Genomic DNA, 19,887 nt, shown 5'->3' with positions numbered 1-19,887 from the left:
AAAGACTTAAAAAAGTCCACTCAGGTAGGAATACAGAACAGTGATCTTGTCGACCAAGGTTCTATCATTATCTGGCCCAAAGGTAGATAACAGCTTTTATATAATCCTAATTATACATAAATTATTTTTAAATATTATTTTATTTAATTTATAACATGCTCATTATCTTATATATATAAATTTATTTTAATTAATATTCTATTTATTCAAATGTGTTATCTCTTGATAATCTGAACAGAGACTGACCGGATTTCAGGAGTTGTGTTTTGTCGACGCCGAAGAAACCTATCTTTTTGCTATTACTTTAGCATGGCTCTACATCTATATGCACAACATTATGTCTGGAATCTCGTTATTTTACCTTAATTTTGCGGTTTCTTCAGAATGAATATCAGATTTGTCTTCTTTGTCGTACTCCTTGCTGCTTCGGCATGTAAGTCGTCTTATGAAAAAATCCGAACCAGCAATGACGCCGCATTGCAGTTCAAAGCGGCAAATGATTTTTACAAAAAGAAAGATTACGTCAGGGCACAGGCTTTGTACGAATTGGCTTTGTCCAGTTACAGGGGTCAGAAAGAAGCAGAAGAATTGTATTACAACTATGCGGACTGTCATTATCAATTGAGAGAATATGAGATGGCGGCTCACCTTTATAAGAATTTCGCCAGCACATTCATCAACAGTCCATTGAAAGAAACAGCTGAATTTAATGCAGCACAAGCGATCTATAAAACCTCTCCAAACTATCGCTTGGACCAATCCGGAACTATCAAAGCGATAGATGCCTTCCAGTCTTTCGTCAACACTTATCCGGAATCACCTAAAGTGGCTGAAAGCAACAAGCTGATCGATGAGTTGCGTGCTAAGTTGGAAAAAAAGGCTTATGAGCAAGGTAAACTCTACCTTGACATCAAAAATTACCAAGCTGCTATCAGCACTTTCGAAAATCTACTCACTGACTTTCCGGATACAAAAAATGATCGGGAAGTGAGATATCTCATAGCAAAGTCGATGTTTCTACTTGCTGAAAACAGCATCTTTGAAAAACAGAAAGAACGATATGTGGAGTCAGTCAACAAGTCTGAATATTTTCTCAATCGATATCCTACAGGCACTTACTCCAAAGAGGTGATTGCCATTAAAAAAGAAGCTAATAAAAAACATAAAAATCCAGAATATGACAGATATCAAAACACAGGCGACAGGAATAAATCCTAATATCCAAGCCAGAGATGTCAAAGATCTAGCCGCCCGTACAGGAAATATCTACGAAACCATCAACGTCATCGCCAAAAGAGCCAGCCAGCTCTCCAACGATCTAAAAGTTGAACTGCACGACAAACTGGAAGAATTTGCCTCCAGCTCAGATACCATCGAAGAGGTACACGAAAACAAGGAGCAGATTGAAATCTCAAAATTTTACGAAAAGCTTCCAAATCCAGTATTGATAGCTGTGGATGAATATATCAATGGCAGCATCGAATTCCAATACAAATCAGAAAACGAGGAGGAGAAATAATTTTCGTCCCCATCTATGACGTCCCTCAAGGATTACAAAATATTGCTGGCAGTAACAGGTAGCATTGCAGCTTACAAGTCTATCATACTACTAAGGCTGCTCAGCAAAGCCGGAGCAGAAGTGAAAGTCCTGATGTCTGAGAGCGCCAAAGAATTTGTAGGTGAGCTTTCATTCAGCACACTCAGTGGAGCCAAAGTCATCAGTGGATTGAGTACCGATCAGCAATGGAATCAACACGTTGAACTCGGGCTTTGGGCCGATCTAATGATTGTAGCTCCTGCTACCGCCCAAACCATGGCAAAATGCGCTCATGGTCAAGTGGACAATATCATCACAGCATGTTACCTTTCAGCCAGATGTCCTGTAATATGGGCACCTGCCATGGACGTTGATATGTGGCACCACCCTGCGACTCAAAACAATATCAAGCTGCTCCAATCCTACGGCAACCAAATCATTCCTGTTGGGCATGGACCTTTGGCCAGTGGCCTCTCTGGTGATGGCAGACTTGCAGAACCGGAATTTATATTCCAGACTGTGGTCCAACACCTCAACTCACTCAAGCGATTTTCCGGGATCAATTTTCTTGTGACAGCAGGACCCACTCAAGAGCCAATAGATCCTGTGCGATTCATCGGCAATCATTCCTCTGGTAAAATGGGACTACGTATAGCGGAAGAAATTTTACGCCAAGGGGGCAAATGTCAGCTCGTCCTTGGTCCGGTCTCCCTCCAGATAGAACCTCATCCAAATCTTGAAATACATCACATCAATACTGCGGCAGACTTATTTGAAAAATCCAAAAATCTACTTGAACAAACAGACGTTTTTGTGCTGGCAGCAGCTGTTGCAGATTTCAGACCTGCTCAGGTCTCGGCTGAAAAGATCAAAAAGTCAAAAAACCAGATTCGCCTTATCGAGCTGGAGAATACTGAAGATACCGCTGCTTTCATAGGTAAACACAAGAGGAAAGACCAGTTTATGGTAGGATTTGCATTAGAAACAGAAAACGTCCTCTCTCACGCTCAGGCAAAGCTCGAGCATAAAAACATGGACATCATCGTAATCAATAGTCCCAGGGACGAAGGTGCTGCATTTGGAAAAGATACAAATAAAATCAGCCTTCTACATGCGAATCGAAAGCTCAAATCGTTTGAATTGAAGTCAAAGGCCGATGTAGCCAAAGACATTCTTGAAGAAATTTTTATAAGCTATAAGAAAAAATGAAACAAATATTCCTTACTGTTTTAGTCTGCTTAGTATGTAGTCCTCTGGTGCAATCACAAGAATTACTCGCCAAAGTCAGAGTAAATGCACCGAATCTGGTAATCAGCGACAAGAATATTTTTGTCCAGATGGAAAACAACATCAGGGAATTCCTAAATTCTCAAAAATGGACAGACGATAAATTTGAAAACAACGAAAAAGTAAAATGCAGTTTTCAGTTCAATATCAGTGGTGACTTAGGCAACAACCTCTACACAGCTGACATCCAAGTTCAGTCTACAAGACCCGTATTCAATTCCACTTACGAAACCACACTGCTCAAGATCTCCGACAATGCGGTCCAGTTTACCTTTGACCCCTACAAACCTATTGAAAATAGCAAATCTACATATTATGATAATTTATCAAGTGTTTTGACTTATTATGCCCTGTTGATCGTCGCTATGGATTACGAAAGTTTTGGTCTTGAAGGTGGTGACAGCTACCTCAACTCCCTCAAAAACATGATCAACACCATGCCTTCCAACGGTATTGCAGCAGACAAAAAATGGCAGAATAAAATAGACCTGTCTTACAATCGCTACAAACTCATAGAGACTCTCAAAGATCCTCGTATGAAACTTTTTAGAAGGGTATATTACGAATACCACCGCTTGTGCTTGGACGGTATGGAAAAAGACAAGGACAATGCCAGACGCATCATGACGAATGCTATAGAAGACCTGGTCAAGTTAAATACTGAATTTCCCAACACCTGGGCGCTCCAGATTTTTGTCAATGCAAAAAGTAACGAATTGGTAGAAATCTATAAGCAAGCTCCTCTCCAGGAAAAACAAAGAATTTATCAGGCATTGTTATTGCTTGATCCATCAAATAATAGTGCATACAATGTACTAAAGTCTTAATTTTGTGACCGCAAGAAAATTAAGACAATGAAGAAGAAGAAAGTAGCTGTGTTTGCATCAGGAAATGGCACAAATGCTCTCCAACTCATCAAACACTTCAAGAATCACTCACATATCCAGATTGGGCTGATTGTGACCAATCATTCAAAGGCTGGTGTGATTAAAATTGCAGAGGAAAACAACATTCCTTTTGCGGTAATCAACAAGTCTTTGCTGGCCAACAACAGTTATATGACGGCCTTACTCAATCTTTATGACGTTGACTTTATCGTGCTGGCAGGATTTCTCTTGCTGGTTCCTCCATTTCTAGTCAAGCTTTTCGATCAGAAGATGATCAACATCCACCCTGCCTTGTTGCCGAGGCACGGAGGCAAAGGCATGTTTGGTATGCAGGTTCACCAGGCAGTCATCAATGATGGTGATCCGGAAACGGGTATCACCATTCATTACGTGAACGAACTTTACGACAAAGGGAAAATCATTTTTCAGGCTACCTGCAAGGTGGAGAAAAAAGACAATGCAGAGAAAATAGCAAAAAAAGTGCAGGAACTCGAGCACGAGCATCTGCCTGCCTGGAGTGAAAAACTGATCATGCAGATGCGATATCTGTAATTTTCATTTGTTTTCGGTTCAACTGTTGATTTTTATTATCCATGAGGGATTCTTGTTTGAATGCTTAATGTGCTGCCTGTTAGGATCAAGGTTGGAATAGCTTGAAGAGTGTGCATATTGAACTACAACTATGGTTTCATTGATTTTAAAGTATTTTTACGGTTTCAATTTATAAGTGAACATGAGTCATTCAGTGATATCTCGCGAATACAGTCCCTTCAAAGCCAGATTGGACGAATTGGTAAAAGATCTACATCAATTGACACATGACATTCAGCATCAACAACTGACTGAAACGGTAGGCGATTTGCGCAATCGGATCCATGATCCATTTATGTTTGTCATCGTGGGAGAGGTCAAAGTAGGGAAGTCCAGCTTTATCAACGCCTTGCTGGAGTCAAAAACAGATATCTGCGCAGTAGCGCCTTCACCGATGACAGATACCATCCAACAGATTATTTATGGTGAAGAGCACACAGTGACTGCTTTGAGTCCGGTGTTAAAAAGAATCACATATCCGGAAGAAATTCTTCGCGAAATCGCAATTGTCGATACTCCGGGAACTAATACGATCATCGCGCACCATCAGGAGATTACTGAAAAATTTATTCCCACTTCAGATCTTGCCGTTTTCGTTTTTGAAGCAAAAAACCCCTATAGACAATCTGCATGGGATTTTTTTCAATTCATCAAGGAGGAATGGAGAAAAAAAATCATTTTTGTTTTGCAACAGAAAGACTTGATGAATGCTGCTGATCTTGAAATCAACAAGAAAGGTCTGGAACAATATGCAAAAGAAAGAGGTATCGAAAATCCAAAAATATTTGCCGTTTCCGCTAAACTTGAACAAGAAGGCAATTTTGATGAAAGCGGGTTTGTTGAACTGAGAAATTATATCACTCAAAACATCACTGGGGGCAAAGCATATATTTTTAAATTGCTGAACAACATCGACGCATGTACGACTATCAATGAAAAAATTGCAGATGGAATTTCACTCAGAAAGAACCAATACGAATACGATTTGAAATTTCGATCTGATATCAATAAAACTCTTGAAGATCAGACGCGTATCAGCCAAAATAACGTGAAGATGCTGGTAGAAAATCTCATTGGAGCTTATGACCAGGTGACCAATGAGAAAAAAGAAGAATTAGATAAAAATCTTGGATTTTTTAATGTGCTTAAAAGAGGCATCGGAGGCATTTTCAGCAAGCAGCAGTCTCTCCACCAATGGCTCAGTGAGTTTTCTTCGGAGCTTGAAAAAAGTCTCAACTCCGCTTTGCAGAACAGAATGAATGATGGAGTGAAGGATATATCTGATTCGATACAACAGATGGGACAAATGATTTCACTCAAAATTCAAAACAGCACTACTCTATTGCGAAATGACCATGAAATATTTGCTGCCATTGCTGAAAAAAGAGCGCATGTTCTGGACGAACTACATTCTGCTTTCAAAGAATTCTTAAAGACTACGGAAAATTATTATACTAAAGACCTTATCAAAGAAGATAATAAACTGGCGCCACAAGTGGCTACTGGAACGGGCATTGCTATAGTGGGTGCCATCATTACCGCGTTGACACATGGCGCTGTGTTTGACATCACAGGTGGAGTGCTCACAACTCTTGGACTTGCATTCGCAGGAATTACTTTGGGTCTCAATAAAAGAAAAATCATGAACCAATTTTCAAAAGAAATTGATTCCGGTAGATCACAACTTCATGATAACGTGTCTCAAAAATTAAATCAATATGTCGATTGGATCAAATCTAAAATGAACGAGAATTTTCACAAACTGGATGCACATCTCCAAAACGAAAAATCACAGATTGAAAATTTGGACAAAACACAGCAAAGAATAAACCATTCATTAGATTCTCTCAAATCAGAAATCGAACAAAAAAGCAACTGGAAATTCGAATAAAAGGATTTTACATTTTCCAAACAGAGATCTCCGCCCAACTCTCGCTGTCTGACTTGAGTTGAACGTAGAATTAATTATTCAGTAATTTCCTTCGAAAATTATTTCATAATCTGTGACAAAAATCCAACCCGGCCATTAAATCTTTACAAATCTGCCCGACTGTAGTTTTTGATTGGCGCGATGGATGACATAGTAATATATGCCCGCACTGAATTGGCTCAGATTGATCTTGTGCTTGTATGCAGTCTCTATGCGCGAGCTGTAAACTTGTGTCCCCCATTCATTGAAAATGGAGATCTCGGATGCTTTATAGTGGTACTCATTGCTGTACACATAGATTTCTTCCTGTGCGGGATTCGGTGTCAGGAGATAATGCTCCGGAAAGGATTCTTTTTCTGTGATGCCTACAGGATTGCAGCCCGGGATCAGGCAGCCGTTGCTGTCCACCCGTACCAACCAGTTTCTACCTTCATAAATATCCGGCAACCAGCTAAATCCTCCAAAATAAAATCCACCATCCCGAGAGAGGCCGAGGTTAAAAAACAACTCTACCAGACTGTCCACTGCACTGTATTCCTGCTCCCACAATATCTTCCCATCCATATTGAGTTTGTGTGCAAATCCATTTCTCAAATCATCATCTAAAATATCTCCGGTTCTTTGCATATCCCCTGCGCATATGATATTTCCATCCAGGGTAGGTTTACATCGCCAATATCCTATTGACTCGTAATTTCGAGTATCTTTAAATTCATGAATAATTTTTCCTGATGTATCAATGATACTATACAATATCGCTACGGAATCCGTCTGATAATCATAGCTGCTTCCTAATAAGATCAGATTACCGTCAGGTCTTTCCTGAATGTACGTATACCGATCAGCAAATCCCGGTGAGTCTATCTCTTTAAACCATATTAATCTACCATCAGCAGTGAACTTTGCATACAACGCATTCCAATCCCGATCATTTCTGAAGTTTTGTCCGCATACATAAAGATTACCCAGGTGATCTTCGGTGACATGATAAAAACTGTACAGATCAAATGGAAGAACTGTATTATCAAACTCGTGATACCATTTCTTCTCTCCGAGGCTATCCGTGCAAAGTATGAATGCTCTGCCCCATCCAAGGCCTCCTCCGGGTTGATTGTAATACTTGCCGGAAAGGCCGCAAAATATCAGGTCGCCGTCGCTGTGTTGATGAAAACTCCAGAGGTCGTTGGTGTCGTATTCTACCGGATAAATCTTTTCATCCAGTTTGTTGAAATCTCCGTCAAAAAATGCCAACCAGTTTTGTAGCTCTGTCATACTATCTTGGACAATACTCCCCCCTACGATATACCTGCCATCTCTGAGTTTGGCCATCAAGCGAGGGGTGCTAGGTTCTAGTACTGTATCAGATATTGGCTTAGCCCATTCAACCTGACCCCTTTTATCCACTTTAGATAAAAACGTATAACTATATAGTTGCTTTGGGTCCAAACTCCAGGCAACAGATCCAAAATAGGCCTTACCCTTTTCATCTTCTATGATGTCAGAAAATATTCCTTCGGCTATCCGGTTGATATTTTTTCTATAGGATTCGTACACACGAGAATACTGCGCTATACATTCAATCTGAATCAGGAAGAGTAAGAATAATATCAGGTATTTTTTCATGTTGTTGATTGTTGGAATGAGTAGTATTTTAAATATAGATCATCCACTTTAAACTTCGATTCTCAAGCCAATCCACTGCGGCACCACCACAATAAAAGCTGTAAATTGATAGTTGAAAATCATCATCATTGGAACGAGAAATTCCTGATGAGGTCTTTACAAACATCATCATTTAGGTCAAACTACTTTTTCTCAAAAACCAGATTTTCTGAACCGCCACTCCCGATACATTGTACCACATAATGTCCGGGTATAAGATCTGAAATATTGATCCTAAACTCACTTTCAGATCCTTTGTAAAAAAAATTCTGATCAATCAGTTTCCCATCCATTTCATACAAGCTGATCCTCATTCTGCTGCCAATCGGATGTTTTGACTTTAATAAGATGAAATCATGTGCAGGGTTTGGATACAAACTCCAAATTACTGAGGACCTGTCCTGCTTTAGAATTGCTGTGACCCAGTCGGATCGCACTTCTACGTCATTCTTGAAGAATCGGATCTGATAATGATATCGCTTTGATTTGGAGACTTTGACATCAACATAAGCCAAAGTTTCATGAGCATCGTCTCCTTCTGCTACAATCATTTCATCTGATTGTCCCTCAGCCCTTCTTACGAGCTTCCAGGGGAGATTTCGGAGAGAGGGGTCTATTGTCCAGGATAAACGGATTGCGTCTTGCAATGCCGTGCTATACAGTGACAAGTCCTCTGCTGCCAGGACTATGCTCCCGAATAATTCGGATTCGTTCATTTTGACACAGCCGGGTGGCAGATTGTATGCAGCCACGCCGTCATTACGCCTGAAACTGCTGCCTTGATTTGCACTAAAACCCAATCCCCTTCTCGCAAACACATTCCAAATTATACATGAATTGGCCCCGCCAAAAAGCAAGCTGTCTGCTTTCAAAATCGCATTTCTAGAATCGACAAATCCGGGACTACAGGTTTGCAATTTTAAGCCCTCCATCACCAATCGCGCCACTTTTATATTTCCTTTAGAAGAGCCGCTGTTGTACACATTCTGCTCGTTGCCGTATGTTTTGATAAAAGCCCAATGTAAATCCCACAACATTGAGCACCAGATGTATCCTATCCCGTGTGGTTGTGAAATGATCTGCAAGTCATTCAGTTGTGAATAATCAGCAGGATCTATCTTGAGGTCAACATTGTAAGGCGTAGGTCTCACACCGATGCCTGCTTGAGGATGACCAGAAGGCCAAGTACCTACTCCTCGATTGAGATAAGGATAATCCGACGGGCGAGAGGTCATGAAAAGACCAAAATAGTCGCTCCAGCCTTCTCCGGCCTGCTCCACATTGTCCAGACAGCTGACAGTTGAGGGTCCGCCGGTGAGCCGATTGGAGATACCATGAGCGTATTCGTGACAGATAATCCCGGCATCAAACGAGCCATCAAGCAAAGGAGGTAATCGATTTTCTATCGATACAGGCTTGTTTAGATGCTGCATCAAAATGGCTGCATCTGTAGCAGAAACCTGCATGACAGGAATTTGGATCAAACTTCCGTATGAACTATTGTCAAGAGATGACGGATATTCGTCTGAATCGCTCATCATGACTACTGCTACTGCACCTGCTTTCTGAGCATGCAAGGCTTGCAAATCTGGATAACAGTTGGCCTTGTCGATCAGGGCAATATTGCCTTGAAGTTCTGAGGAATTCACTATGGAGTCGCAAGCGTCGCTCCATGGTGCCCAAAGATCTCTCACCAGAATGGCTTCTGCTGATAAATACTTCGGTATTCCTACCCCAAAATCAGCCTGGGATAACTCGATTGTAGCTGAGGAAGTTTGGATGAGTTTCTTTGAAGTCGGAAGAATTTGTGCAGAGAGAGTGTCTGACAACTTCGATTTGAGCCAATCGCCGTCTTGCTGGCTAATCATCACCACAGGAACTCCAGCCGATGAGAGATAGCCAGAGATTACAAAGGGAGCCGTATTCACATTGTTGGCAATGATGACGCCTGTTGCACCGGCGGCAATTGCCCTTGCTATCTTCGCATTAAAGGTACAGATACCACGGTCTATCAAAACAATTTTTCCCTTGACCAATGCACCATTTTTCAATGCTTCACATGCACATTGGGGTGCAGAAGACCCGTCATCTGCCAAAACCACGGTTCCGGTAAATGGTGATTTCAAAGGTTTAGAAACTGTAGCTTGTATGTAGGGTACTTTTCTTTTGAAACCACTGAGCGTGCTGCAAATTATCGTGTCATACACGGGTTGTTGCCAGACATACATCTGCATGACGGGAGATGTGCCATCCGAGGGAGTATAAAAATTTGCATTGTTTCGGGCTTCCCAAATATCATCCAGCGTTTCTGCTTTCACACGATCACCGGATAGTCCACCTCTATAAAAATTGTCCGCTTGAAAATTCCCTGAAAGCTCATCAAATCCATATCGATGCCATACATCATGCATGATATTGTTCCAATAAAAGAGATTGCTAACTGAGGCATCCTTATTGATTTCAGGAATAGTATCTATATGCAATGGGAAGTCAAATCGCAGATCGGCCCCACCATCTGCAAAATTGCTGTCAGCCTCCGGTGCATTGTTCGCGTCACGATCTTCATATGACAAGCAATTGTTACCACGAGTGTATGTGGAGCTTCCTGAGCCGTCATCATGCCAACCCAATGGACTTGCATCCGGATTGAGAAGATGAGGATTAACTATTAATGTACGAGAACCATGAGATGGACTTTCTGTCGGTTGAGCAAATACGCGATAGGATGCGTCAGGTGCCGCAAATGGCGCAGAAACTGAAACGATACGGTTTTGATTCATGCTGAACTGTCCGGGAATAAGCTCGCAGGAAAGCACCCGCTCAGAATGTTGGAGTACAGTTACATCTTCGTCTGCAACGATAATTTGTTGCACAGAATGTTCATCCGGGCGCTGCCATACCAGTTTAAAAGCAGCAATCAACTGCCCGGTATTCTCATCGTAATAGAAAGCCTTTTGTGATTCTATAATCTCTGTCTGAGAACTATTGACCTGAAGTCGCGCAGCCTCATCTGTCCTTGTATTGATCTGCTGCAGCGCAACTTCTGAGTGGAGTACGCTTTTGAGGTAAGCACCGGCAATACTGATCTCGGTATTTCTGAAGCTGTTGGCTGTGATCTTCTCCGAAAGTTTCTTTACAGCAACTCCGGTTTTGAAGAGCACTGTCCCTTGTGCATCGATATGCATGGCCAAACGTTGAGGCTCAATCACATAACCAAATGCTTTTTGGGATAAATAAACATGCCAGACCGCAGAATTTTTGTCCCAGTACGCATCCGTAATGTCACATTCTAAATTTGGGCCGGAGGCTTGTATTTGGAATTCATGCTGTGCCATCGCACACCAATCCCACGTTACAGATTGCGCACTTAAATATATACCGAACGAGAAAGCCAGACTGAAAAAGCCAAATTTCATTCTTCACCTATCTTTAGCTCAAAGTTACTCCAATTTTCAATATATGCAATTATATATTATATATTTTAATAATATATTTGATTGCTGAGTAGCTGGCAATGAATCCATTAACCGCAGAATTGAAATCGAATATATTTGATCGATTTTCCTGCTAACAGATGTTTTTTTTCATAGTAAGTCCGAATATCCATGTCTTCAATCCCCGGAAGTTCTGATTGATAAATATCATGATGATGAAGAAGAATTTTAAATCCTGGGTGCGAAGAAATAGTTTCCAGGGAGAATTGATATAGAGTGTCATTGTTGGTTTTGAGGTGCAAAAGAGCTGATGGCTTTAAATACGAGGTATAAAGGTCCAGAAAAGGTGAAGAAGTCAGTCTTTTGTTGGAACGGCTTTTTTTCAAAAATGGATCCGGAAAGGTGATCCACAATTCATCTACTTCCGAAGGCGAAAAGAATGCCGCCAGTAACTCGATGCGCGATCTTACGAAACAGACATTATGCAGTTGTTTATCCATCGCTTTCTTGGCACCTTCCCATATTCGTGCTCCCTTGATATCAATTCCAATAAAATTCTTTTCCGGATATCTGGCAGCAAGGGCGCACGAATACTCACCCCTACCACAGGCGAGCTCAATCACCAGAGGCTTTGCATTCTGAAAGTAAGCTGACTTCCAGGTCCCTTTGAAATCTACTTTTTCTCCCAGGGATTTGTAAAGTGCCGGCAGCTTAAATTCAAAATTTTCAAAAACATTGGGCAGTTGAAGGTTCTCTGCAAATTTTTCAAGTTTTGTCCGTTTTCCCATGGGTTTCAGAAGACAGGTAAATTCATTCGTAGGAGAGGATCAAATTGAGTTGCTCAATAGGTGGAAATTGTTTATCATTTTCAATATTGGTTTGGTCAATCCAGCTGAACTTATTGCGGTCTTTAAGTTGATTTCGCATTTGATTCAGTTCTGATTGTGTAGCAAACTCGTTCTTTTTAGAAGCCAAAATAAAAGTAGGGCTGATCGCATTGGGTAAATACTCTTGTATGATAAAGTCGTACTTGAGCTCCAGATGCAACCACAATGCCGGAAATTTCTTGTAAAGCCAATTTTTAATCCCATAAACAGGATTTTCAAGAACTGTCATCCTGTTGGGTATACTCATATTAGTATAGGCTGCAACTACTGCTCCTATATCTACTCCATATACCAAGATACTATCTTCCCTGTATTGCTTTCTAACATAAGCCATTGCGAGGGTAGCATCTTCATACATATGAATCTCGGAAGAATTGTAAGCAGATCTTCCGTAACCCCGGTATTCAGGAGCAAATACATCGTAACCCTGATCGTAGAAATAATCTATATACGCGTTCCAGTCGTCGATATTTCCTTTGTAGCCATGAAAAAAAATCATACAACCTTTAGAAGTCCCCGCTTTCTGAATAAAATGGTAGTTGTCTATGACTTCTTTGTCCGGATGGCTTAGGATAACATGCTTTGCCGAATTCGTAAATACAGGACTTTGATTCTGTGCTAGATGCCGGGGTTGAAATACGATGTGGTCAATAAAAATATACAGGTACAATACGCCTACCACATAGAGCATCGCCACACTCATGATCAGTATAATCGTTCGCTTCCAGGACCAGCTCATCTTGGGGAAAATTGGATGGACGAAGATAAGCCTTTCGCATCAAGGATTTGAAAAGATACCAGTCTATTTCAGTTCCAATTCAGAAGTATCAATCTCAACTTCATGCGTTTGATCCACCAATATTTGATCGAATTCGCTTGTGTCTATTTCGATTTCTCTCTCTTTGTTTTGTGTTTTGGTCTGGCTTTGTTTATTATCGGCTATAATGACCACCTGATCTTCTTTATTAGCCTGGTCGGTGACTTTGGTGTCTGTATTGCTTTTGCTCACTACAACCTGGTCAGCTTCCTCTACAGAAGTTTTTGCAGTTTTGGCTGAGGTTTTCTTCTTTACAATTTTAATCATTGAAAAAGAATTAGTTTTCTTCTGAATCTGAACGTTTGAAGCAGATGCAGGCTTCATCAGTTGGTTCTGCTGTTTGCAAGAAAACGCAGTCACAAAAAGTAAAATCACTCCTAGATTAAGAATTGATTTGGAAGAGATTGCAGAAGTTTTCATTTTAATAGAATTTAATAGTCTGACAGACAATCACCCTCCTAGTTTAATTTCCATTCGTTAAGAAGTTCTTAAACTCAAGTTTTCAGCTGTATTCTATCGCAAGTCAAATTATCTACTGATTAATTTGTCTAACACGACGAATCTCAACTGAAAATCCGGGTGTAAATACAAGTCAGTCTGGTTTACCCTCAATGTAAGGGCAACTGTTTAAGTCTTGAGGAGTAAGTCTGACAAGCGCAAAAAAATTGATATAATAGCTTTCTCAATTGCTGTATAGGGCAAAGATTTGGTTGGGGTATAAATGATTGCAATATCCATTTTGAACTCAGCTAGTGGAAGCTGCAGCAGGTGAAGATTGCGTCGGCACGCTTCTTTCATTCTTCTTTTGATGGTATTGCGGGTGCTTGCTTTGGGGTGCTTTTTTTTGGATACGGCGAATACAAATTGTACAGGACTGAGGTCTTGCCTGTTGCTTTGATTGTATTTCAGTAGAAGTGGTGAAGATTGCATCATCGAGCCTTCGGAAAAAAGGGCATCGATTGACTTGGTAGAGCGAAGTCGTAGGGCTTTGCCGAAACTCATCCGAGGAGTCTCGTCTGTTTTCATAGCAAACCAGCTTACTTCAAGCTGCTTTCGCTGGAAACAGTCAGCCTTACGCGGCCACGGCTTCTACGTCTCGCAAGAACTTTGCGTCCATTTTTAGACTTCATTCTGGAGCGAAAACCGTGTTTGTTAGCTCTTTTTCTTCTGGATGGCTGAAAAGTACGTTTCATGATACAATTTTTAAGTCAGCTTTTTTAAAGGAACGCAAAGATACAAAATTCTTATTAAATACTAGTGGTTTGTTTAACTATTCATCGAAATCAGAAAATCTTCATTCGTCAAGGTACCGACCATATGTTTTTTGATGAATTCTATGGCTTCTTCAGGTTTCATGTCTGCGAGATGGTTACGCAGCACGAACATTTTCTGTATGATGGATTCGTCAAGGAGAAGATCTTCTCTTCTGGTACTGGATTTTGTAAGGTCGATAGATGGGTACAATCGCTTGTTGGCCAAAGTTCTATCGAGTTGCAACTCCATATTACCCGTTCCTTTGAACTCCTCAAAAATCACTCCATCCATTTTACTTCCTGTATCGATCAATGCGGTAGCAAGTATGGTCAATGATCCACCATTCTCAATTTTTCTGGCTGCGCCAAAAAATTTCTTTGGTTTTTGCAATGCATTGGCTTCAACACCTCCTGACAATACTTTTCCTGAAGAAGGAGCGACAGTATTGTAGGCTCTTGCCAATCTTGTAATTGAATCCAACAAGATTACTACATCGTGGCCGCATTCGACCATGCGTTTGGCTTTCTCAAGTACGATATTGGCTACTCTTACGTGATTGTCAGCAGGTTCGTCAAAGGTTGAAGAAATCACTTCAGCATTGACGCTCCTCTTCATATCGGTTACCTCTTCCGGACGCTCATCTACCAGTAAAACGATCATATAACATTCCGGATGATTGGCTGAAATGGCATTGGCAATATCCTTGAGCAGGAAGGTCTTTCCTGTTTTAGGTTGTGCGACGATGAGCCCTCTCTGACCCTTACCTATTGGCGTGAAAAGGTCTATCATCCGATTGCCATAATCTTTACCGGATCGATTGATCAATTTGAACTTTTCATTGGGAAATAGAGGAGTCAAAAAGTCGAACGGAATCCGATCTCGGATCATACTAGGATCAAGGCCGTTAATTTTTGACACTTTGAGCAATGCGAAATACTTCTCACCTTCTTTTGGAGGCCGAACAGCACCTTGTACAGTATCTCCGGTTTTCAAGCCAAAAAGTTTGATTTGCGAAGGAGAAACATAAACATCATCCGGTGATGACAAATAATTATAATCTCCGCTGCGGAGGAATCCATATCCTTCTTGCATCATTTCCAGAACTCCCAGTCCCTCAACCAGGCCTTCAAGGTCTACATTAAACAGCGGCACAGCCGGTTTGGCTTCTACTTGTTGCTTGGCTTCCAGTGGTCCTGAAATATCGTTGACAGGTTCGAAAACCTCTTGTTCCTGATTCTGTCTTTTATGATGCTGAACACGCCCTTTTCTTTCATGAATTCTAGGCTTATCAGCTTGATCAGACTCCATTGCCGAATCCTGCGATTCAGTTTCGACAACCGTTTTCTCAACAGCTGGCTCCTTCTCTACCGGACTGCTCTTGTCAAATCGCACCGGTTTTTCTTTGCGTACATGTTTTGGCTGTTTAACATCTTCAGCGGTTTGTTTTTGAGTTTCATCAACCGGGAACAACTCTTTCTTGGTCTCTGCTTGAGCGATCTGAGGTTTTTGTTCCTTGTGATTTGGCTTTTTAGCTACAGGTGCGCTATTGTCTTGCTCTATAACACGTGGTTGTCCAGTCAGGTGGCTGCCTCCTATTTTTTCGGGGGCAGATTTGCGCACGGTTCTTTTCCTTCGGTTGCGCAGATTATTTTCATTTTCCAAAAGCTCGTATTCAGGTTCTGCATCGGCGTCAGAGCCATTGTCAGCATCAGATTTTTTCCCTCCTGCCAAGGCTTGTTGGTCCAGGATTCTGTAGATCAAATCTTGTTTGGAAAGCTTTTGTAAATGTGTTATTCCCAGTTTTTGGGCTATGTCTTTTAGCTCAGGTACAAGCATGTCGTTGAGCTGCAAAATATCATACATAGAGATAATGGATAATCAGATTAGAATTAACAAAAATAGATGGCGAATTCGGTTTTAATGAAATTGCAAATAGATATAAGAAATGAAATATATGTTGTGAAAAGCTCGAGGAGTTGTTAAATCGAAAGAATTCCTCCAACCCTGCAAAGATAAATCTTTTTAATCATATCTCGTCAAGTTTTTTTTCGAAAAAAATGTAGATCTTGCTGTAAAATTGCCGAAAATTTGAGATTATGGTGGAGATGAGAATTTTCAGAAATGAAAAAGACAGAATTGTCACGGGATATCAAAAGAGAAATCTCAGCGATGCTCAGCTGATGAAAGTTGATGAAATATTGACTCTTGACCAATATAGGAAGGAGACACAAAGCTCTTTGGATAACCAACTGGCTTTGATCAACAAACTCTCTAAAGAAGTGGGAGAATACATGAAAAAAGGAGACCAGAGCGGTGGGAACAAGATCAGAGAAGAAGTCCTCAGGTTAAAAGAAGAAGCCAAAATTTCAGAAAGTTCGCTAGCGACAATAGAAGCCAAGATAGAAGATATCTTGCTTCAGCTGCCCAATGTACCACATGAAACTGTGCCGTTTGGAAAAACTGCAGAAGAAAATGAGGTCTTCCGGTATGGATCCATCGCTGCTAAAGATGCAGAAGAGAGCTCATTGCCACACTGGGAATTGGCCAAAAAATATCAATTGTTCGATATGGAGCTTGGTGTCAAAATTACAGGAAGCGGATTCATCTTATATCGTGGTCAAGGCGCCAGACTTCAACGCGCTTTGATCAATTTCTTCCTTGATGAGGCCAATCGGGCAGGCTATGAAGAGATTCAAACTCCCCTGATGGTCAACGAAGCTTCTGGTAGGGCAACCGGGCAAATTCCGGACAAAGAGGGCCAAATGTACTATGTTGAAAAGGATGACCTTTACTTGATCCCAACAGCGGAAGTGCCTGTCACCAATATATATAGAGACGTATTGCTGCGCGAAGACCAACTGCCCATTAAAATGTGTGGTTATACGCCCTGTTTCAGAAGAGAGGCAGGATCATACGGCGCCCACGTCAAAGGTCTCAATCGCGTACACCAATTTGACAAAGTTGAAATCGTGAGGATAGAACATCCTGAGAACTCATACAAAGCCCTACATGGCATGTTGGAACATGTGGCAATGCTTTTGGAAAAGCTGGAATTGCCTTATCGGATACTGCGTTTGTGCGGAGGAGATATGGGATTTGCTTCCGCATTGACCTATGACTTCGAGGTGTATTCCAATGCCCAAAAAAGATGGTTGGAAGTTAGCTCTGTATCCAATTTTGAAACTTTTCAGTCCAATAGAATGAAATTAAGATTCAAAAATGAAAATGGTCAATCAGTTTTGGCGCATACACTCAATGGAAGTGCACTTGCCTTAGCGAGGATAGTTGCAGGTCTCTTGGAAAATCACCAGACTGAGGATGGCATACATATTCCTAAAGCATTACAAGCTTACTTTGGCGCAGAAAAAATTCAATAAAAAATAAACTATTTTTCTCAAAATCGAATTATAAGGTGAAAACTATACGACATGGTACTTAATGCAGATTATATGATTTATTATGGCATCACAATAGTGATGTCGGTTATTGGAATGTTCATTAGTGGAAGATTGCAGAGTAAGTTTAAACACTACTCGACCGTTGGTCTTAGAAATGGAATGAGCGGAAAGGAAATTGCCGAACACATGCTGAGCTATTATAATATACACGATGTACAGGTAGTTCAAGGCCAAGGTTTCCTGTCTGATCATTATAATCCAAGCAACAAGACAGTAAACCTAAGTCCTGACGTTTTCAATGGGAGATCTGTCGCAGCTTCAGCTGTTGCTGCACACGAGTGCGGTCACGCTGTGCAACATGCTACGGCTTATACCATGCTGACATTGAGATCACGCATTGTACCAGTAGTACAAGTAGCCTCAATGGCTCAACAATTTTTATTGATGGCTGCGTTTATGCTCGCAAATACTTTTCCAAGTTTATTGCTTATCACCATCATCGCATTTATGATCACCACCGCATTTAGCGTGATCACCTTGCCTGTAGAATTTGATGCCAGCAAACGAGCATTGGTGTGGTTAGAACAATCAGGTACAACCACAACTGCTGAGCATGAAGGAGCAAAAGATGCTTTGAAATGGGCCGCAATGACTTACGTTTCAGCAGCTCTCTCATCATTGGTAATGCTGATATTTCTTATCTTGCGCTATGTAGGTTTAAACAGAGAGTAATTGTACTAAAGAAATTCACTGGAAAAAAATTAAAATTCAGTACCCATTTATAAAAACTATTCCTGTATGTCGGCAGAACTCGATGCACTGATTAAAAAAGCAAAAGATGACTTTGAAAAAAGCCTGGAGCATTTGCATAAAGAACTACATAAAGTAAGAACAGGTAAGGCCTCTACGTCAATGTTGGAGGGCATCATGGTACCTTACTATGGCTCCCCTGTACCCATTCAGCAAGTGGCCAATATCTCACTCGGCGATACAAAAACCATCATCATACAGCCCTGGGAAAAAAAGATCATTGGTGACATCGAAAAGGCCATCTTTGAATCCAACATTGGACTGACTCCTCAAAATGATGGAGAAATGATCCGATTATTGATACCACCACTTACTGAGGAAAGACGTAAAGAATTTGTAAAGCAGGTCAAACACTACGGAGAAGAAGCTAAAGTAGGAATTCGGTCCATCAGACATAAAATATTGGAGTCCATAAAGAAGGAACAAAAAAATGGATTGGCTGAAGATATCGCTAAGCGTAAAGAAACTGATCTGCAAAATCAGGTGAACGACTATATTTCAAAAATTGAAAAAATAGTTGAACAAAAAGACAAGGAATTGATGACAATTTAAAGTCAACAATAATAATTATCGGCTTTGGTTTTCGTATAAAATTACCCGATGGCGTTCATCACATATGAGTAATTTTTGTCCCATGATAGCAAATGATTGAATAGGCTCTTGTGAATGAAAAATGGCAATAGCTTCATGCTTTTTCAGGTCCCATACAAAGATGTTGATCCCATTGCTCAGATATATGTCATTTCTATCCGTCGTGATCAGTTTTATTTCATGATTTGAATATTCTCCTACTAGATTTAAAAATGAATCAAATATCATCAAACCTTTTCCGGGTATAAGCAAAAAATAATTTTGTTGGCACTGCAATAATTTTACACCTCCTAGATATGTATCTGTGCGTTCAAAGAAAATCGATTGTGATACAATAGGTTCAACTGGTGAAATCTGTTCGATGTGAATTCTCGAATCTTTGAAATACATCAATTCACCACCGGTGTTCACTCCAACCACATCAGACTGAGACATTTCACCGATATTTCTTTCGGTCAACACCGCCAAAAATTTATCCAAAAATTGTATCCTCGAAGCTTCTGGATAATAAATCAATATTTTATAAGGATTGGATGCATCGATAAAAGTGTTTTTTGAAAAATCTCTATTGGTATGGACCACGAGTGGATTGCTCAATTGGTCAACAATACTCAATTTCTTTTCCTTTGCAGAAAATACAAAAATCCGGGATAACTGGTCCATAAAGACCTGGTCTGCCGAGATATGTATTGTGTCTTTAAAGCGCCAACTGTCCTGAATAATTTGAGCTTGCAATGAATTGCTGAAACTAAAGCAAATCCACAGCGATGAATTGATAAATATGTGAATGAAATTCATACGA

General features: G+C 40.6%; 18 protein-coding genes. 9 read left to right on the top strand and 9 right to left on the bottom strand.

The annotated features are described in order from the left end of the window. Nucleotides 1-384 precede the first annotated feature (384 nt). The 6 genes from bamD (at nucleotide 385) to IPI99_09100 (ending at nucleotide 6,193) form a co-directional block, all read left to right on the top strand. Entirely contained in the window at nucleotides 385-1,218 is an 834-nt protein-coding gene (gene bamD, locus IPI99_09125) for an outer membrane protein assembly factor BamD (protein MBK7340675.1), read from the top strand. Then, a complete protein-coding gene (locus IPI99_09120) occupies nucleotides 1,178-1,519 on the top strand; it encodes a DNA-directed RNA polymerase subunit omega (protein MBK7340674.1) in 342 nt (113 codons plus the stop codon). Before bamD ends, IPI99_09120 begins: the two co-directional genes overlap by 41 nt. Before the next feature lie 15 nt (nucleotides 1,520-1,534). Then, nucleotides 1,535-2,746 carry a bifunctional phosphopantothenoylcysteine decarboxylase/phosphopantothenate--cysteine ligase CoaBC gene (coaBC, locus tag IPI99_09115; GenBank protein MBK7340673.1) on the top strand — a complete coding sequence of 404 codons (1,212 nt, stop codon included), beginning with the start codon at nucleotides 1,535-1,537 and terminating at the stop codon, nucleotides 2,744-2,746. Beyond that, nucleotides 2,743-3,651: a DUF4835 family protein gene (locus IPI99_09110; protein ID MBK7340672.1), complete on the top strand. Its 909-nt coding sequence runs from the start codon at nucleotides 2,743-2,745 to the stop codon at nucleotides 3,649-3,651. The genes coaBC and IPI99_09110 overlap by 4 nt, the downstream gene beginning before the upstream one ends. Nucleotides 3,652-3,678: 27 nt before the next feature. Beyond that, a complete protein-coding gene (locus IPI99_09105; protein MBK7340671.1) occupies nucleotides 3,679-4,263 on the top strand; it encodes a phosphoribosylglycinamide formyltransferase in 585 nt (194 codons plus the stop codon). A gap of 181 nt (nucleotides 4,264-4,444) precedes the next feature. Further along, nucleotides 4,445-6,193: a dynamin family protein gene (locus tag IPI99_09100; GenBank protein MBK7340670.1), complete on the top strand. Its 1,749-nt coding sequence runs from the start codon at nucleotides 4,445-4,447 to the stop codon at nucleotides 6,191-6,193. 135 nt (nucleotides 6,194-6,328) lie between these two features. Here IPI99_09100 and IPI99_09095 read toward each other — a convergent pair whose 3' ends face one another. From IPI99_09095 to rho, 8 genes are all read right to left on the bottom strand, one after another. After that, entirely contained in the window at nucleotides 6,329-7,855 is a 1,527-nt protein-coding gene (locus IPI99_09095) for a T9SS type A sorting domain-containing protein (GenBank protein ID MBK7340669.1), read from the bottom strand. A 182-nt stretch (nucleotides 7,856-8,037) separates the two neighbouring features. Then, nucleotides 8,038-11,310, bottom strand: coding sequence for a M36 family metallopeptidase (locus tag IPI99_09090; protein MBK7340668.1), 3,273 nt, complete (start codon nucleotides 11,308-11,310; stop codon nucleotides 8,038-8,040). Between the two features lie 107 nt (nucleotides 11,311-11,417). Further along, complete coding sequence (gene trmB, locus IPI99_09085) at nucleotides 11,418-12,116, bottom strand: tRNA (guanosine(46)-N7)-methyltransferase TrmB (protein ID MBK7340667.1); 699 nt, start codon at nucleotides 12,114-12,116, stop codon at nucleotides 11,418-11,420. 22 nt (nucleotides 12,117-12,138) lie between these two features. After that, nucleotides 12,139-12,954 (bottom strand): alpha/beta hydrolase, encoded by an 816-nt coding sequence (locus IPI99_09080; GenBank protein ID MBK7340666.1) that lies wholly within the window; start codon nucleotides 12,952-12,954, stop codon nucleotides 12,139-12,141. A gap of 63 nt (nucleotides 12,955-13,017) precedes the next feature. Beyond that, the gene (locus IPI99_09075) at nucleotides 13,018-13,452 is read right to left on the bottom strand and encodes a hypothetical protein (GenBank protein MBK7340665.1); all 435 of its coding nucleotides are present in this window, start codon (nucleotides 13,450-13,452) and stop codon (nucleotides 13,018-13,020) included. Between the two features lie 207 nt (nucleotides 13,453-13,659). Further along, nucleotides 13,660-14,058 (bottom strand): ribonuclease P protein component, encoded by a 399-nt coding sequence (rnpA, locus tag IPI99_09070; protein MBK7340664.1) that lies wholly within the window; start codon nucleotides 14,056-14,058, stop codon nucleotides 13,660-13,662. 11 nt (nucleotides 14,059-14,069) lie between these two features. Then, a complete protein-coding gene (gene rpmH / locus IPI99_09065) occupies nucleotides 14,070-14,225 on the bottom strand; it encodes a 50S ribosomal protein L34 (GenBank protein ID MBK7340663.1) in 156 nt (51 codons plus the stop codon). A gap of 73 nt (nucleotides 14,226-14,298) precedes the next feature. Beyond that, nucleotides 14,299-16,149 (bottom strand): transcription termination factor Rho, encoded by a 1,851-nt coding sequence (rho, locus tag IPI99_09060; protein MBK7340662.1) that lies wholly within the window; start codon nucleotides 16,147-16,149, stop codon nucleotides 14,299-14,301. A 233-nt stretch (nucleotides 16,150-16,382) separates the two neighbouring features. On the opposite strand from rho, the gene serS reads away from it, so the two are divergent. The 3 genes from serS (at nucleotide 16,383) to frr (ending at nucleotide 19,046) form a co-directional block, all read left to right on the top strand. Continuing rightward, a complete protein-coding gene (serS, locus tag IPI99_09055) occupies nucleotides 16,383-17,663 on the top strand; it encodes a serine--tRNA ligase (protein ID MBK7340661.1) in 1,281 nt (426 codons plus the stop codon). Nucleotides 17,664-17,735: 72 nt separating this feature from the next. After that, entirely contained in the window at nucleotides 17,736-18,416 is a 681-nt protein-coding gene (locus tag IPI99_09050; protein MBK7340660.1) for a zinc metallopeptidase, read from the top strand. Between the two features lie 66 nt (nucleotides 18,417-18,482). Further along, complete coding sequence (gene frr, locus IPI99_09045; GenBank protein ID MBK7340659.1) at nucleotides 18,483-19,046, top strand: ribosome recycling factor; 564 nt, start codon at nucleotides 18,483-18,485, stop codon at nucleotides 19,044-19,046. Nucleotides 19,047-19,061: 15 nt separating this feature from the next. On the opposite strand, the gene IPI99_09040 is transcribed toward frr, so the two are convergent. Then, complete coding sequence (locus tag IPI99_09040) at nucleotides 19,062-19,883, bottom strand: hypothetical protein (protein ID MBK7340658.1); 822 nt, start codon at nucleotides 19,881-19,883, stop codon at nucleotides 19,062-19,064. Nucleotides 19,884-19,887 lie beyond the last annotated feature (4 nt).

The organism is Saprospiraceae bacterium (assembly GCA_016710235.1).
GTDB lineage: Bacteria > Bacteroidota > Bacteroidia > Chitinophagales > Saprospiraceae > Vicinibacter.
This window is presented reverse-complemented; position numbering and strand designations above follow the sequence as displayed.

Excerpts from the sequence above, each read along its gene's own strand:
- IPI99_09095 (MBK7340669.1), bottom strand. The coding sequence starts at position 7,855 with ATGAAAAAATACCTGATATTATTCTTACTCTTCCTGATTCAGATTGAA.
- IPI99_09110 (MBK7340672.1), top strand. The coding sequence starts at position 2,743 with ATGAAACAAATATTCCTTACTGTTTTAGTCTGCTTAGTATGTAGTCCT.
- IPI99_09090 (MBK7340668.1), bottom strand. The coding sequence starts at position 11,310 with ATGAAATTTGGCTTTTTCAGTCTGGCTTTCTCGTTCGGTATATATTTA.
- rho (MBK7340662.1), bottom strand. The coding sequence starts at position 16,149 with ATGTATGATATTTTGCAGCTCAACGACATGCTTGTACCTGAGCTAAAA.
- trmB (MBK7340667.1), bottom strand. The coding sequence starts at position 12,116 with ATGGGAAAACGGACAAAACTTGAAAAATTTGCAGAGAACCTTCAACTG.
- serS (MBK7340661.1), top strand. The coding sequence starts at position 16,383 with ATGGTGGAGATGAGAATTTTCAGAAATGAAAAAGACAGAATTGTCACG.
- bamD (MBK7340675.1), top strand. The coding sequence starts at position 385 with ATGAATATCAGATTTGTCTTCTTTGTCGTACTCCTTGCTGCTTCGGCA.
- IPI99_09120 (MBK7340674.1), top strand. The coding sequence starts at position 1,178 with ATGACAGATATCAAAACACAGGCGACAGGAATAAATCCTAATATCCAA.
- IPI99_09100 (MBK7340670.1), top strand. The coding sequence starts at position 4,445 with ATGAGTCATTCAGTGATATCTCGCGAATACAGTCCCTTCAAAGCCAGA.
- IPI99_09105 (MBK7340671.1), top strand. The coding sequence starts at position 3,679 with ATGAAGAAGAAGAAAGTAGCTGTGTTTGCATCAGGAAATGGCACAAAT.
- IPI99_09040 (MBK7340658.1), bottom strand. The coding sequence starts at position 19,883 with ATGAATTTCATTCACATATTTATCAATTCATCGCTGTGGATTTGCTTT.
- coaBC (MBK7340673.1), top strand. The coding sequence starts at position 1,535 with ATGACGTCCCTCAAGGATTACAAAATATTGCTGGCAGTAACAGGTAGC.
- IPI99_09075 (MBK7340665.1), bottom strand. The coding sequence starts at position 13,452 with ATGAAAACTTCTGCAATCTCTTCCAAATCAATTCTTAATCTAGGAGTG.
- IPI99_09050 (MBK7340660.1), top strand. The coding sequence starts at position 17,736 with ATGATTTATTATGGCATCACAATAGTGATGTCGGTTATTGGAATGTTC.
- IPI99_09080 (MBK7340666.1), bottom strand. The coding sequence starts at position 12,954 with ATGAGCTGGTCCTGGAAGCGAACGATTATACTGATCATGAGTGTGGCG.
- frr (MBK7340659.1), top strand. The coding sequence starts at position 18,483 with ATGTCGGCAGAACTCGATGCACTGATTAAAAAAGCAAAAGATGACTTT.
- rnpA (MBK7340664.1), bottom strand. The coding sequence starts at position 14,058 with ATGAAAACAGACGAGACTCCTCGGATGAGTTTCGGCAAAGCCCTACGA.
- rpmH (MBK7340663.1), bottom strand. The coding sequence starts at position 14,225 with ATGAAACGTACTTTTCAGCCATCCAGAAGAAAAAGAGCTAACAAACAC.